Origin of the sequence: Ramlibacter sp., assembly GCF_035706265.1 — a bacterium.
Lineage (GTDB): Bacteria > Pseudomonadota > Gammaproteobacteria > Burkholderiales > Burkholderiaceae_C > Ramlibacter.
In genome coordinates this window covers 1-12,156 of record NZ_DASSVG010000041.1, presented here as the reverse complement: position 1 = coordinate 12,156, position 12,156 = coordinate 1, and the positions used below count along the sequence as shown (strand labels likewise).

The following is a 12,156-nucleotide window of genomic DNA, read 5'->3' as shown; positions in this document are numbered from 1 at the left end:
CCCGCCGGCGCCGCGTCGGGCCCGCGCGCCAGCGCCACCCTGGCGGCGCCGCAGCCGCCCGCCTCGGCCCGCCTGCGCGCCGAGCCCACCCTGCCGCCGGAGACGCGCTGATGGGCGACGCCGAGACCGTCCAGGCCCCCGCGGGCGTCGCCGTGGCCAGCCGCCTCGAGGCGCGCCACCTGCGGAAGTCCTACGGCGGCCGCCTCGTGGTGCGGGACGTGTCGCTGGCGGTCGACAACGGCGAGGTGGTGGGCCTGCTCGGGCCCAACGGCGCCGGCAAGACCACCTCCTTCTACATGATCGTCGGCCTGGTGCGCGCCGACGGCGGCGAGATCTCCATCGACGGCCGCTCGGTGGAGCACATGCCGATCCACCGCCGCTCGCGCCTGGGACTGTCCTACCTGCCGCAGGAAGCCTCCATCTTCCGCAAGCTGAATGTCGCCGAAAACGTGCGCGCGGTACTGGAACTGCAGCGCGGGCCGGACGGCAAGCCGCTCGCCTCGGCCGAGATCGAGCGCCGCCTCACCGGCCTGCTGCAGGACCTGCGGGTGGACCACCTGCGCGATTCGCCGGCGCCGGCGCTCTCGGGCGGCGAGCGGCGCCGGGTGGAAATCGCCCGCGCGCTGGCCACCCAGCCGCGGTTCATCCTGCTCGATGAGCCGTTTGCCGGAATCGACCCGATTGCGGTGATCGAGATCCAGCGCATCATTGGCTTCCTGAAGTCGCGTGGCATCGGCGTGCTGATCACGGACCACAACGTCCGCGAAACGCTCGGCATCTGCGACCACGCGTACATCATCAGCGAAGGCCAGGTGCTGGCCCAGGGCACGCCGGCCGATATCGTGAACAACGCGGACGTGCGCCGGGTGTACCTCGGCGAACATTTCCGCATGTAGGGGAGCAGGGGAGAAATGAAGCAGGGATTGGCGCTGCGTGTCTCGCAGCACCTGGCGCTGACACCGCAACTGCAGCAGTCGATCCGGCTGCTGCAACTGTCCACGCTGGAGCTGGGACAGGAGATCCAGCAGATGCTGGACGAGAACCCGTTCCTCGAGGTGCAGGCCGAAGAGGGCGGCGAGGATTTCGGCATCCCGGTGGCGGACCAGCGGCCCGCCGCCGACGAAGCCGAAACCGGCTTCGAAGGCTCGCTCGGGCCGCAGGACACGGCGAGCGCATCGACCACGTCCTCTTCCGCGGAAACCGAGGGCGACAGCGGCGACTTCGCCGGCGGCGAGAGCGAGCCGAGCTGGGAAGGCGACGGCAGCACCGAGACGGTGCCCGACGACGGCGAATGGGGCGGCGAGGCGCCGGCCGCCAAGCGCAACAACCTGGGCGAGGACGACGAGGTGGACGCCACCGAGCTCGCCCGCGGCAACGAATCGCTGCAGTCCTGGCTGCACCGCCAGGCGCTGGCGCTGCGCCTGGGCGAGGAAGACCAGATGGCGCTGCGCTTCCTGATCGAGTCGCTCAACGACGACGGCTACCTCGAGGAACCGCTGGAGGAACTGGCCGCCGCCCTGGCCCCGGACGACCTGGAGCAGCAGGAGGAGCTGGTGCACCGCTTCACGGTGGCGCTGCGCCTGCTGCAGACGCTGGAGCCGCCGGGGGTGGGCGCGCGCAACCTCGCCGAATGCCTGACGCTGCAGCTCAAGGCCATGCAGCAGGACGAGGAGGACGAGGACATCGCGGCCTGCGCCGCGGCGCTGAAGATCTGCCAGCAGCCGATCGACCTGCTGGCCAAGCGCGACGTGAAGCGGCTGTCGCAGATCTGCGGCGAGCCGGAGGCGAACGTGCGTTCGGCCATCTCGCTGATCACGCGGCTGGAGCCCAAGCCGGGCCGCCGCTTCGTCGACGTCGAGCGCAACATCGTCATCCCCGACGTGATCGTCACCCAGGTCGGGCGCGGCTCGCGCGCCAGCTTCCGGGTGCAGCTGAACCCCGACGTGATGCCGCGGCTGCGCGTGCACGACGTCTATGCCGGCGCGCTCAAGGCGCACAAGGGCGAGGGCCACCAGGCCCTGCAGCAGCGCCTGCAGGAGGCACGCTGGTTCATCAAGAACATCCAGCAGCGCTTCGACACCATCCTGCGCGTCTCCACCGCCATCGTGGAGCGGCAGCGCAACTTCTTCATCCACGGCGAGCTCGCGATGCGGCCGCTGGTGCTGCGCGAGATCGCCGACGAACTGGGCCTGCACGAATCCACCATTTCGCGCGTGACCACCGCCAAGTACATGGCCACGCCCTTCGGCACCTTCGAGCTGAAGTACTTCTTCGGCTCGGCGCTGGGCACCGAGACCGGCGGCAACGCCTCCAGCACCGCGGTGCGGGCGCTGATCAAGCAGTTCGTGGCGGCCGAGAACGCCAAGAAGCCGCTGTCGGACAGCCAGATCTCCGAGATGCTGAAGGAGCAGGGCATCGAGTGCGCCCGCCGCACCGTGGCCAAGTACCGCGAGGCGCTGCGCATCGCGCCCGCCAACCTGCGCAAGGCCCTGTGACTGCGAGCGCCGCACGGCCGCCCGAAGGCGCGGGCCCCCTCCGCCTGCGGAGGGGGGAGGCGAAGGACGCGCAGCGGACTAGCCTGGGGGAGGCTTCCAATTTCCCATTGTTCCTCCCCTGCGCGGGAGGCGTCGAGTCGTACCTCGAGACCGAAGTCGCCCGCATCCTCGGTTTTTCTCGCTCCCCCGCTGGGGGAGGGCAGGGGTGGGGGCGCTCCGACCTCCGCACCGCCCGCGGCGGCGCGCAACTGACCGCCGGCTGGCCGGAGGTCATGCAACTCAACCTCCACAGCCGCCTCGCCCAGCGCGTCCTGCTCCAGCTCGCCCACCGTCCCTACCGCAGCGAACAGGATCTCTACGAGGCCGCTTCCGCCGTCGCCTGGGAAGAATGGTTCGGCCCCAGGGAGACCTTCAAGATCGAACTCACCGCGCAGCACAGCCCGCTCAAGAGCCTCAACTTCGCGGCGCTGCGCATCAAGGACGCGGTGGCCGACCGCTTCCGCAACCGCGGCGGCGTGCGGCCGGACGTCGACACCCAGCGCCCGGCCGTGCGCATCTTCGCCCACCTCGCGGCCGAGAGCGTCACGCTCTACATCGACACCTCGGGCGAGCCGCTCTTCAAGCGCGGCTGGCGCGAGGACAAGGGCGAGGCGCCGCTGAAGGAGACCCTGGCCGCGGCCATGCTCGCCGCCAGCGGCTGGGACGCCACACTGCCCCTGTACGACCCGTGCTGCGGCAGCGGAACCATCGCCATCGAGGCGGCCCAGGTGGCCTGCAACATCGCGCCGGGGCTGCTGCGCCGCTTCGGTTTCGAGCGGCTGCGTCCGCACGTGGCCGCCGACTGGGTGGCGCTCAAGGCGCAGGCGCAGGCCGCGCGGCGCGCGCCGAGCGCGGCGGTGTTCGGCAGCGACGTCGCTTTCCGCATGGTCGATTTCGCGCAGCGCAACGCCCAGCGCGCCGGCGTCGCCGAGGCGCTGCAACTGCGCGGCGGCGACGCGCTGCAGCGCATGCCGCCGACCGAGACGCCGGGCCTGCTGCTGCTCAATCCGCCTTACGGCGAGCGCATCGAGGCCGCGGGGGTGGCGGGCGCCGGCCGGGGCGGCCGCGAGCGCGCGCAGATGGAACAGGCCGGCGACTTCTTCGCCCAGCTGGCCACGCACTGGAAGCGCCACTACGCCGGCTGGACGGCCTGGGTGCTGTCGCCCGACGCGAAGCTGCCGGGCCGCATGCGGCTGAAGGAGTCGCGCCGCATCCCGATGTGGAACGGCCCAATCGAATGCCGGCTATTCCGCTTCGACATGGTCGCCGGCTCGGCGCGCGAGCGCGATGCAGCTGGTTCTTGACACCAACATCGTGCTGGATCTGCTGGTCTTCGACGACCCGCAGGTGCAGCCCTTGTTCGAGCGCCTGCGCGCCGGCGAACTGCGCTGGCTCGCCACCGCCGCCATGCGCGAGGAGCTGGCGCGCGTGCTGCGCTACCCCCAGCTGGCCGGCCGCGTGAGCGCGCAACGAGGCAGCGAGGAGGCCGTGCTGGCGGACTTCGACCGCCATGCCCGGCTGGTGGAGCCGCCGGGCCCCGCCAGCGTGAGCTGCCGCGACCCCGACGACCAGAAGTTCATCGACCTGGCCGTCGCGCATCGCTGCACCCTGCTGTCCAAGGACCGGGAGGTGCTGCGGCTGAGGAAGCACCTGCAGAAGCTGGACGTCGAGGCCTGCGCCCGCTGGGCCTCGTAGCAGCGGGCTTCCGTACTACGTCCGTAGTAGGCGTAAGCCGATGTGACAACCGCTGCGCTCTGACAGCCGGGATCGCGGGCACGTGTCATGCTTGTGTGTAGTCCATAGATAGCAACACCAACGTGACCCCCGCCACCCTCAACCCCAACGAAGAACGCGACGCCAGGCTGGTGCGCAACCTGCTCGCGCTGCGCATGGTCCTCGCCATGGACCAGATGCAGACGGGGCGCTGGAGCGACCGGATCCAGGAAATCGACGAGGAACTCGCCAACCTCGGCCACGACATGAAGTCGACCCAGGCCAGCGCCGCCGAAGGCCTGCGCCGCAGCGTGCTGCTGCCGCGGCTGGTGAACCGGCGCGTGCGGGCGAACCATCGGGCGGCGGTGAGGGCCGGCTCGCGCAACTGACGCCGTCGCCGGGGTTGGCTGCGCTCACCGCCAGCCTACGGGAGGCGGCCTGCACGAAGGCTACAGCAGCTCCAGCAGCCGTTGCAGCGCGTGCCGCACCGTGGCGGTGCGCACGGCGGCGCGGTCGCCGTCGAAGTGGCGCAGCTCGCTGGTCAGTCGGCCGTCGACCTGGAACCCGAACCACACCGTCCCCACCGGTTTTTGGGGATTTCCCCCACTGGGTCCCGCAATCCCCGTCACCGCCACCCCCACCTGCGCGTACGAATGGCGCACGGCGCCGAAGGCCATGGCCCGGACCACCACTTCGCTGACGGCGCCGTGCTGCGCGATCAGGGCCGGGTCCACGCCCAGCAGCTCCTGCTTGGCCTCGTTGGAATAGCTGACGAAGCCGCGCTCGAACCACTGGCTGGATCCGGCCAGGTCGGTGCAGGCGGCGGCGATCATCCCGCCGGTGCAGCTCTCGGCCGTGGCGAGCATCCAGCCGCGCGCCAGCAGCGCCTGCGCGAGCTGCTCGCAGAGGGCGGCGATGGGCGCTTCGCTCACCACAGCGTCCTCCACAGCGCCAGCACGAGGAGGGTGCAGAAGGCGGCCACCAGGTCGTCGATCATGATGCCGAAGCCGCCGCGCCAGCCGCTGCCCTTGAAGCGCCGGTCGGCCCAGCCCATGGGGCCGGGCTTCCAGGTGTCGAACAGGCGGAACAGCAGGAAGGCCGAGAGCTGGGCGATCCAGCCGGCCGGCATCAGCAGCCACAGCACGATCCAGAAGCAGGCGATCTCGTCCCAGACGATGGAGGAGGGATCGGGCGAGCCCAGGTGGCGCGCCGTCACGCTGCAGGCCCACCAGCCGAGCGGCAGCGAGAGCGCGATCAGCTCGCCGATCTGGCCCGGCTCCAGCCAGTGCTGCAACGCCAGGAAGGCGAGCCAGGCCCACAGGGTGCCGAAGGTGCCCGGCGCCACCCGCGCCAGCCCGGCCCCGAAGCCGAGCGCGACGAGGTGCGCGGGGTGCGACAGCAGGAAGGCGGCGTCGGGCCGCCGCGGCGGCAGGGGATCGGACTCGGCCAGGGGAGCGGAAGGCATCACCCGCGGATGGTAGTCGCTCGGCGGGGGGCCTCCGCGACGCCGGCTACTCGCAGCGGCCGTGGCGCTGGCGGAAGCTGCGCGGATCGAGCGCGCCCGGACGCGCCCACAGGCCGCGGCGTTCGCGGCGGGCCTGCGCCTCCAGCGGCGCATACGGCCCCGGCTTGCCGCGGAACGTCATCGACCAGGCATGGCCCTCGCGCACCAGCCAGGCCCCGACGTCCTCGCGCCGGTGGCGCACGCGCGCGAGCTGGCGGCCGTAATCGTCCAGGCCTTGGGGCCGCACCTGCACGCGCTGGTGCAGCACGCGCTCGCGCAGCGCCTGCTTCGCCCGCGGTCCGTGGGCCTGGCAGCCTTCCGGCGCGTCGAGATCCAGCAGCCGGATCTGCACCGGGGCGCCGCCTTGCTGCGGCCGCACCCACAGCGTGTCGCCGTCGGTGACGTGCGTGACCTCGCCGCGGAAACTCGGGCCGGCCTGCGCGGGCACGGCGAACAGCAGCGCAGCCAGCAGGAGCGCCGCCGCCCTCACAAATCCAGTACGGCGGGGCCGGTGAGGATGCAGCGCACCACGTCCACCTGCCGCTTGGCGCCCACCTTGGCCGCCAGCGAACGCAGCTGCGTGCGCACGGTGTTCAGGCTGGTGCCGCGTTCCACGGCGAACTGCTTGAGCGAGCGGCCGTTGACCAGCGCTTCGGCCAATTGGGCCTCGGTGGGGCTCAGGTGGTAGATCTGGCGCAGCTTGGCGGGGAAGTTGGGCAGCGGGCACTCGGGGTCGGCGACGAACATCATGGCGACCACTGCATTCTCGATCGGCTGCGGGCCGGCGGGCACCGGCAGCACGAAGGCGTGCACCTCGCTGCCGGTGATGCCGCGCAGGCGCAACGGTGTGCCGGCAAGCTCGCGTGCCGTGCCACCCTGGGCCGCCGCCTGCACCGCCTTGTGCAGCTTGGTGGACAGCGCTGCTGCCGCGAACTGCAGCCGGCCCGAACCCGCGGCGGAGTAGGCCCGGGTGCGGCGCGCGATCTCCTCGGCGCGCCGGTTGGCGTGGCGCAGCTCGCCATCGGGGCCCAGCAGCAGCACGCCGTAGTTCAGCCGCTCCAGCGCGGCCAGCGCCGCGTGCGCCACGGCCTGCACGCCGTGGATCACTTCCAGCAGCTTGGGATCCCTGGCAACCGGCGGGGTGCGTTCAGGCATCGCGTCGGGACGCCGGGGCACGGCGCGCGACGACGGCGGTGGGGCGGTGTGAAGGGACCGCTCCCATGAAAGGCGGAGCAGCGCACTCTGGCTGCATGGTGGCCATTCCCTGCGTCGTTGTAGTTGTATCTGCGCGCAGTCTGGTCAGAAAGAGGGGCAGCGCCATCGCCCAAACGGGTGAGCCCCGGGGAAGACCCGAGCGGGATTACCCCGGAGCTTGCAGTTGGCTGACTGCGATGCTTGCAGTCAGCTGGCGCCGAAGTGGTCGAAGCCGCCGAAGCTGCGCGCTATCGGCTGGCCGGCAGCGTCGAGCAGCCGCAGGCCGGGCGCGGCCTCGATGCGGCCGACCTGCGTGACCGGCGTGGCGGTGCGCTGCGCCGCCGACTGCACTGCATCGCGCGCCGAGGCCGGCGCGGTGAAGGCGAGTTCGTAGTCGTCGCCGCCGGCGAACACCAGTTGCTCCACCATCTGCGGCGCCAGCTGCAGGCCGCTGCGGGCGGCGGCGAGCAGTTGCGGCGCGCTGGCGAGCGCCAGCGTGGCGCCGACGCCGGAGCGGCGCAGCACGTGGCCGAGGTCGCCGGCGAGGCCGTCGCTCACGTCGATGGCGGCGCTGGCGATGCCGCGCAAGGCGAGGCCCAGCGCAACGCGCGGCTCGGGCCGTTCCAGCCGCTGCCGCGCGGCCTCGAACACCTCCTGCGGCAGCGACACCGTGCCGCGGAAGGCCTCCAGCGCAAGACGCGCATCGCCCAGGCTGCCGCTCACCCAGACGTCGTCGCCCGGGCGCGCGCCCGAGCGCAGCAGCGCCTGGCCTGCGGGCACCTCGCCGAACACCGTGACGTTGATCGCCAGCGGGCCGCGCGTGGTGTCGCCGCCCACCAGCTCGCAGCCGTGGGCATCCGCGAGCGCGAACAGGCCCTGCGCGAAGCCGGCGAGCCAGGCCTCCTCGACGTGCGGCAGGGCGAGCGACAGGGTGAAGGCCAGCGGCTGCGCGCCGCAGGCGGCGAGGTCGCTCAGGTTGACCGCCAGCGCCTTGTGGCCGAGCCGCTGCGGATCCACCGTGGACAGGAAGTGCCGGCCTTCCACCAGCAGGTCGGTGGAGACGGCCAGCTGCATGCCGAGTGCGGGCTGCAGCAGCGCGCAGTCGTCGCCGACGCCCAGCGGGCTGCGCCGCACGGGCCGTTCGAAGAAGCGCGCGATCAGCTCGAATTCACCCATGGGCCGAGCTTACCCGTCGACGCTGCGGCCCCGGAAGCGCTCCGCCGCCTGCCGCACCATCTCGCCGAGCAGGCGCTCGCGCGCCTGGGTGTCGCGCAGCCAGCGCGCGTCGTTGGCGCCCTGCTCGGTGGACTGCGCGAGCATGTCGATCGCCGCCCCGGCGCCGAGCGCCGACGCGTGCGGCGCCACCTGTTCCAGCGTGCGCAGGATGTGCTCGCGCAGCGGCATGTGCTCGCCGGTGGGCGGGTCGACGTACACCGCGTCCAGCCCGAAGCGGCAGGCCTGGAAGCGGTTGTAGGTGTAGACCATGTAGTCGTCTTCCTGCGGCACGAAGGGCTGCGCGTGCAGGAACCAGCCGGCCAGCGACTGCACGAAGCCCGCGAGCGCGGCGGCGCGCTCGATGGTCAGCGGCGTGTCGAAGACGCGGATCTCGATCGTGCCGTACTCGGGCTTCGGCCGGATGTCCCAGTAGAAGTCCTTCATGCTCTTGATCACCCCGGTGCGGGTGGTCTTGGCGAAGAACTTGGCGAACTCGTCCCACTTGAGCGTGAAGGGCGCGCGGCCCGACATGGGGAACGCGAACACCGAGTTCAGTCGCGCCGAATCGAACTGCGTGTCCTGTCCCTGCACGAAGGGCGAGCTCGCCGACAGCGCGATGAAGTGCGGGATGTAGCGCGACATCCGGTGCAGCATCAGCAGGGCGCTGTCGGCGTCGGGGCAGCCCACGTGCACGTGCTGGCCGAAGATCGTGAACTGCTTGGACAGATAGCCGTACAGCTCCGAGAGCTGGCGGAAGCGCGGGCGGTCGTAGATGCGCTGCTCGTGCCACTGCTGGAACGGGTGGGTGCCGCCGCCCACGCAGGCGATGTTCAGCTTGTCGGCGCAGCGCACCAGCGCATCGCGCAGCGTGGTGAGCTCGCCCAGCACCTCGCTGGCCGAATGGCACACCCCGGTGGAGCACTCGATCATGCTGGAGGTCATCTCCGGCACCACCGAGCCGGGCAGGTGCATCTTGCCGATCAGGCGCAGCATCTCCGCCGAGTACGGGGAGAGATCGTAGTCGTGCGTGTTGACCAGCTGCAGCTCGAGCTCGACGCCCAGCGACAGCGAGGCCGACTCGCGGAAGGGTTCCAGCTCCGGCAGGGGGGCAGCCGTCGGCTGCTCGAGCGTCTTAGCCACGCAGTTCTCCGGTGGCCGCCATGCCGCCCTGCGGCACCCAGGGCTTGATGCCTTCGCCGGCACGGTAGATGGCGAAGGTGGCGACGATCGCGCCCAGGATCTCCATCATCAGGATCACCGGCAGCGCGATGCTGGCGATGCGCGAGCCGAGCGTCATCGAGGCGGCCATGAGCTGCGAGACCAGCAGCAATGCGATGGAGGACATCGGGCCCATCGAGCAGCCGGTCCACATCGCCTGCCGCCAGTTGATGCCGCTGCCGAAGTTGGCCAGCGTGACGCCGAACACCTTGGCGAAGAAGCGCGCGAACACCACGGCGCCCACCAGCCCTGCGACCGCGGGGTTCCAGTCGGCCTTGGCCGCGACGACGGAGACCAGCACGAACATCATCATCGTCAGCAGCGAGGCCGCGGTGCCGAACTGGCGCGTCCAGGCCCAGGGCTTCGGGTTCAGCTGCTTGAGCATCAGGCCGCCGATCAGCGCGGCGAGCGGCGCGGAGCCGCCGAAGTGGGCGGCGATGGCGGTGCCGGCCGCGATCAGCGAGATCAGCAGGATCGAGGTGTTCTCGCTGGTCGGGCTCATGAAGCGCAGCGCCGAGCGCAGTGCCAGCGCCAGCAGCGCGCCCACCACGAACGAGACGCCCAGCACCACGGCGGCGGGATAGAGCGTGGCCGCCAGCACCGTCTGTTCCTGGTGCAGCGTGCCGGCCCGGGCGCTCACCAGCGTCAGCGCGTAGAAGGCGCCGAGGGTGGAGAGCGTGAGCGCGCGCTCGGTCACCGCGCCGGCCGCCCGCGCGTCGAGCACCACCCGCGTCAGCACCGCCGGCGAGGCGGCGATCGAGATCAGCGCCAGGCCTTCGGCGACGTTGGCCCGCACGTCCAGCCAGCGCAGCACGTGGTAGACGGCCAGCGCGGTGAGCAGCGCCTCGGTGAGGCTCTGCACCAGCACCATGGGGTTGTGGCGGAACCAGCGCAGCGCGATGCGCCCACCCGACTCGAACAGCACCAGCGACACGCCCAGCTCCAGCAGGAACAGCGCCACCCCCTGCAGCGGCCAGGCCGCGCCGGAGAAGCCGGCCAGGCCGGCCAGCGTGCCCACGATCGAGTAACCCACCACCTTGGGCAGGCCCGAGTAGCGCTGCAGCAGGTGGCCGGCGGCGGCGGCCAGCGCCAGCAGCAGCGACCACTGCACGGTGGGCAGGCCCGCGGAAGGCTTCATCCAGTCGGCCCAGGCGGCCATGACCTGATCCATCTGCGCCCCTCCGCTCAGTGCAGCACGCGCTGCGTGCTGCCATCGTCCAGCACGAACAGCGGGATGTCGACGTCGAAGCGCTCGCCGTCCTCGGCCACGCAGAAGTAGCTGCCGCGCATGCTGCCGCTGGCGGTGCGCAGCCGGCAGCCGCTGGTGTATTCGAAGGATTCGCCCGGCTTCAGCAGCGGCTGGTGCCCGACCACGCCGAGGCCCTTGACCTCCTCGACTTCGCCGAGCTCGTTGGTGATGATCCAGTGGCGCGAGATGAGCTGCGCCGCGATCTCGCCCGTGTTGGTGATCGTGATCGTGTAGGCGAAAGTCCAGACGCGCTGGTCCGGCACGGACTGGTCGGGCAGGTAGCGGGGCTGCACGTCGACCCGGAAGGCGTAGCGAGGCATGGCCGCGATCCTAACCCGCCGCGCCGCGCGGACCGCGCCGGCACGCTGGGCGAGAATAGGGCATGAGCACGCGCACCTTCCGCATCGCCCCCTCGATCCTCTCGGCCGACTTCGCCCGCCTGGGCGAGGAGGTGCGCGCCGTGATCGCGGCCGGCGCCGACTGGATCCACTTCGACGTGATGGACAACCACTACGTGCCGAACCTCACTTTCGGGCCGATGATCTGTTCGGCGCTGAAGCCGCACGCGAAGACGGCCGCCGGCGCGCCGTTGCCGATCGACGTGCACCTGATGGTGCAGCCGGTGGACGCGCTGGCGCAGGCCTTCGCCGAGGCCGGCGCCGACTACATCAGCTTCCACCCGGATGCGTCCACGCACGTGCATCGCAGCATCCAGGCGATCAAGGCGGCCGGCTGCAAGGCGGGGCTGGTGTTCAATCCGGCCGCTCCGCTGGACGTGCTGGACTGGGTGATCGACGACATCGACCTGGTGCTGGTGATGAGCGTGAACCCCGGTTTCGGCGGCCAGGGCTTCATCGAATCGGCGCTGCGCAAGATCGAGCAGGCCCGCCAGCGCATCGATGCGAGCGGGCGCGACATCCGGCTGGAAGTGGATGGCGGCGTCAAGGCGGACAACATCGCCCGCATCGCCGCCGCCGGCGCCGACACCTTCGTGGCCGGCAGCGCGATCTTCGGCAAGCCGGACTACCGCGCCGTGGTCGACGCGATGCGGGCGCAGCTGAAAGGCTAGTTGCCCCGCTCGTTGCGGTTCGGCTTGTCGGTCGGCTTGGCGTCGGTGCCCTTGCGCATCTCGTGGTAGGTCGCGTCGAGCTCCTGCGACTTGCTCGTGTCCTGCTGGCCTTCCATCAGGTCGTCGTGCGCCATGCGGCCCATGCGGCGCGCCGTCGGGTCCTCGCTGGCCTGGCTGGCGGCGGACTCGTCGCGCTCGTGCGGCATCTGCGCCTTGGGCTGCTGCGTCTCGCCCTGCGCGGTGACGGTGTTGCCGCGCGCGGGCGAAGGGGTTGCGTGGCGTTCCTCGGTTTCCGTGCGGCCGGCCGGCGCGCGGTGTTCGTCCTTGCGGCTCATGGCACCTCCTGGGATCGGAACCATCGTGCCGCCCGGCTCGGCAGCCAGCGGTAGGACGGGGCCGCGCGCTGGCCGCCGGCAGGGCGTCCGGTCCGGCCCGGCTCGGCTGTCAGAACCTTCCTACA

At 71.4% G+C, this 12,156-nt stretch carries 15 protein-coding genes; 6 read left to right on the top strand and 9 right to left on the bottom strand.

Going from position 1 to position 12,156, the window contains the following annotated elements; translation table 11 throughout:
* Positions 1-110: 110 nt before the first annotated feature.
* The 5 genes from lptB (at position 111) to VFM98_RS01370 (ending at position 4,636) form a co-directional block, all read left to right on the top strand.
* The gene (gene lptB, locus VFM98_RS01390; protein ID WP_325108093.1) at positions 111-896 is read left to right on the top strand and encodes an LPS export ABC transporter ATP-binding protein; all 786 of its coding nucleotides are present in this window, start codon (positions 111-113) and stop codon (positions 894-896) included.
* 15 nt (positions 897-911) lie between these two features.
* Complete coding sequence (locus VFM98_RS01385; RefSeq protein ID WP_325108092.1) at positions 912-2,495, top strand: RNA polymerase factor sigma-54; 1,584 nt, start codon at positions 912-914, stop codon at positions 2,493-2,495.
* Positions 2,496-2,767: 272 nt separating this feature from the next.
* The gene (locus tag VFM98_RS01380) at positions 2,768-3,838 is read left to right on the top strand and encodes a THUMP domain-containing class I SAM-dependent RNA methyltransferase (RefSeq protein WP_325108091.1); all 1,071 of its coding nucleotides are present in this window, start codon (positions 2,768-2,770) and stop codon (positions 3,836-3,838) included.
* Complete coding sequence (locus VFM98_RS01375) at positions 3,822-4,229, top strand: putative toxin-antitoxin system toxin component, PIN family (protein WP_325108090.1); 408 nt, start codon at positions 3,822-3,824, stop codon at positions 4,227-4,229. Before VFM98_RS01380 ends, VFM98_RS01375 begins: the two co-directional genes overlap by 17 nt.
* Before the next feature lie 122 nt (positions 4,230-4,351).
* Entirely contained in the window at positions 4,352-4,636 is a 285-nt protein-coding gene (locus VFM98_RS01370; protein ID WP_325108089.1) for a hypothetical protein, read from the top strand.
* A 60-nt stretch (positions 4,637-4,696) separates the two neighbouring features.
* On the opposite strand, the gene VFM98_RS01365 is transcribed toward VFM98_RS01370, so the two are convergent.
* The 8 genes from VFM98_RS01365 to apaG all read right to left on the bottom strand — a co-directional run bounded on the left by VFM98_RS01365 (position 4,697) and on the right by apaG (position 10,947).
* Positions 4,697-5,113, bottom strand: a complete 417-nt coding sequence (locus VFM98_RS01365; protein WP_325108095.1) for a CinA family protein — start codon at positions 5,111-5,113, stop codon at positions 4,697-4,699.
* 62 nt (positions 5,114-5,175) lie between these two features.
* Positions 5,176-5,712: a phosphatidylglycerophosphatase A gene (locus VFM98_RS01360; RefSeq protein WP_325108088.1), complete on the bottom strand. Its 537-nt coding sequence runs from the start codon at positions 5,710-5,712 to the stop codon at positions 5,176-5,178.
* Between the two features lie 46 nt (positions 5,713-5,758).
* Positions 5,759-6,241, bottom strand: a complete 483-nt coding sequence (locus VFM98_RS01355) for a thermonuclease family protein (protein WP_325108087.1) — start codon at positions 6,239-6,241, stop codon at positions 5,759-5,761.
* Positions 6,238-6,906 carry a helix-turn-helix transcriptional regulator gene (locus VFM98_RS01350; protein ID WP_325108086.1) on the bottom strand — a complete coding sequence of 223 codons (669 nt, stop codon included), beginning with the start codon at positions 6,904-6,906 and terminating at the stop codon, positions 6,238-6,240. Before VFM98_RS01350 ends, VFM98_RS01355 begins: the two co-directional genes overlap by 4 nt.
* A gap of 246 nt (positions 6,907-7,152) precedes the next feature.
* Positions 7,153-8,121, bottom strand: coding sequence for a thiamine-phosphate kinase (gene thiL, locus VFM98_RS01345; RefSeq protein WP_325108085.1), 969 nt, complete (start codon positions 8,119-8,121; stop codon positions 7,153-7,155).
* 9 nt (positions 8,122-8,130) lie between these two features.
* Positions 8,131-9,300, bottom strand: a complete 1,170-nt coding sequence (locus tag VFM98_RS01340) for a YbdK family carboxylate-amine ligase (protein ID WP_414708965.1) — start codon at positions 9,298-9,300, stop codon at positions 8,131-8,133.
* Entirely contained in the window at positions 9,293-10,549 is a 1,257-nt protein-coding gene (locus VFM98_RS01335) for a cation:proton antiporter (RefSeq protein ID WP_325108084.1), read from the bottom strand. The genes VFM98_RS01340 and VFM98_RS01335 overlap by 8 nt, the downstream gene beginning before the upstream one ends.
* Positions 10,550-10,563: 14 nt before the next feature.
* Positions 10,564-10,947, bottom strand: coding sequence for a Co2+/Mg2+ efflux protein ApaG (gene apaG / locus VFM98_RS01330; RefSeq protein WP_325108083.1), 384 nt, complete (start codon positions 10,945-10,947; stop codon positions 10,564-10,566).
* A gap of 62 nt (positions 10,948-11,009) precedes the next feature.
* Here apaG and rpe point away from each other — a divergent pair, with 62 nt between their 5' ends.
* The gene (gene rpe / locus VFM98_RS01325; RefSeq protein WP_325108082.1) at positions 11,010-11,696 is read left to right on the top strand and encodes a ribulose-phosphate 3-epimerase; all 687 of its coding nucleotides are present in this window, start codon (positions 11,010-11,012) and stop codon (positions 11,694-11,696) included.
* Here the strand turns inward: rpe and VFM98_RS01320 are convergent.
* Entirely contained in the window at positions 11,693-12,031 is a 339-nt protein-coding gene (locus VFM98_RS01320; RefSeq protein WP_325108081.1) for a hypothetical protein, read from the bottom strand. The two genes, rpe and VFM98_RS01320, sit on opposite strands and share 4 nt — an antisense overlap.
* Positions 12,032-12,156 lie beyond the last annotated feature (125 nt).

Excerpts from the sequence above, each read along its gene's own strand:
- lptB (WP_325108093.1), top strand. The coding sequence starts at position 111 with ATGGGCGACGCCGAGACCGTCCAGGCCCCCGCGGGCGTCGCCGTGGCC.
- VFM98_RS01385 (WP_325108092.1), top strand. The coding sequence starts at position 912 with ATGAAGCAGGGATTGGCGCTGCGTGTCTCGCAGCACCTGGCGCTGACA.
- VFM98_RS01380 (WP_325108091.1), top strand. The coding sequence starts at position 2,768 with ATGCAACTCAACCTCCACAGCCGCCTCGCCCAGCGCGTCCTGCTCCAG.
- VFM98_RS01375 (WP_325108090.1), top strand. The coding sequence starts at position 3,822 with ATGCAGCTGGTTCTTGACACCAACATCGTGCTGGATCTGCTGGTCTTC.
- VFM98_RS01365 (WP_325108095.1), bottom strand. The coding sequence starts at position 5,113 with ATGCTCGCCACGGCCGAGAGCTGCACCGGCGGGATGATCGCCGCCGCC.
- VFM98_RS01360 (WP_325108088.1), bottom strand. The coding sequence starts at position 5,712 with ATGCCTTCCGCTCCCCTGGCCGAGTCCGATCCCCTGCCGCCGCGGCGG.
- VFM98_RS01350 (WP_325108086.1), bottom strand. The coding sequence starts at position 6,906 with ATGCCTGAACGCACCCCGCCGGTTGCCAGGGATCCCAAGCTGCTGGAA.
- thiL (WP_325108085.1), bottom strand. The coding sequence starts at position 8,121 with ATGGGTGAATTCGAGCTGATCGCGCGCTTCTTCGAACGGCCCGTGCGG.
- VFM98_RS01335 (WP_325108084.1), bottom strand. The coding sequence starts at position 10,549 with ATGGATCAGGTCATGGCCGCCTGGGCCGACTGGATGAAGCCTTCCGCG.
- apaG (WP_325108083.1), bottom strand. The coding sequence starts at position 10,947 with ATGCCTCGCTACGCCTTCCGGGTCGACGTGCAGCCCCGCTACCTGCCC.
- rpe (WP_325108082.1), top strand. The coding sequence starts at position 11,010 with ATGAGCACGCGCACCTTCCGCATCGCCCCCTCGATCCTCTCGGCCGAC.
- VFM98_RS01320 (WP_325108081.1), bottom strand. The coding sequence starts at position 12,031 with ATGAGCCGCAAGGACGAACACCGCGCGCCGGCCGGCCGCACGGAAACC.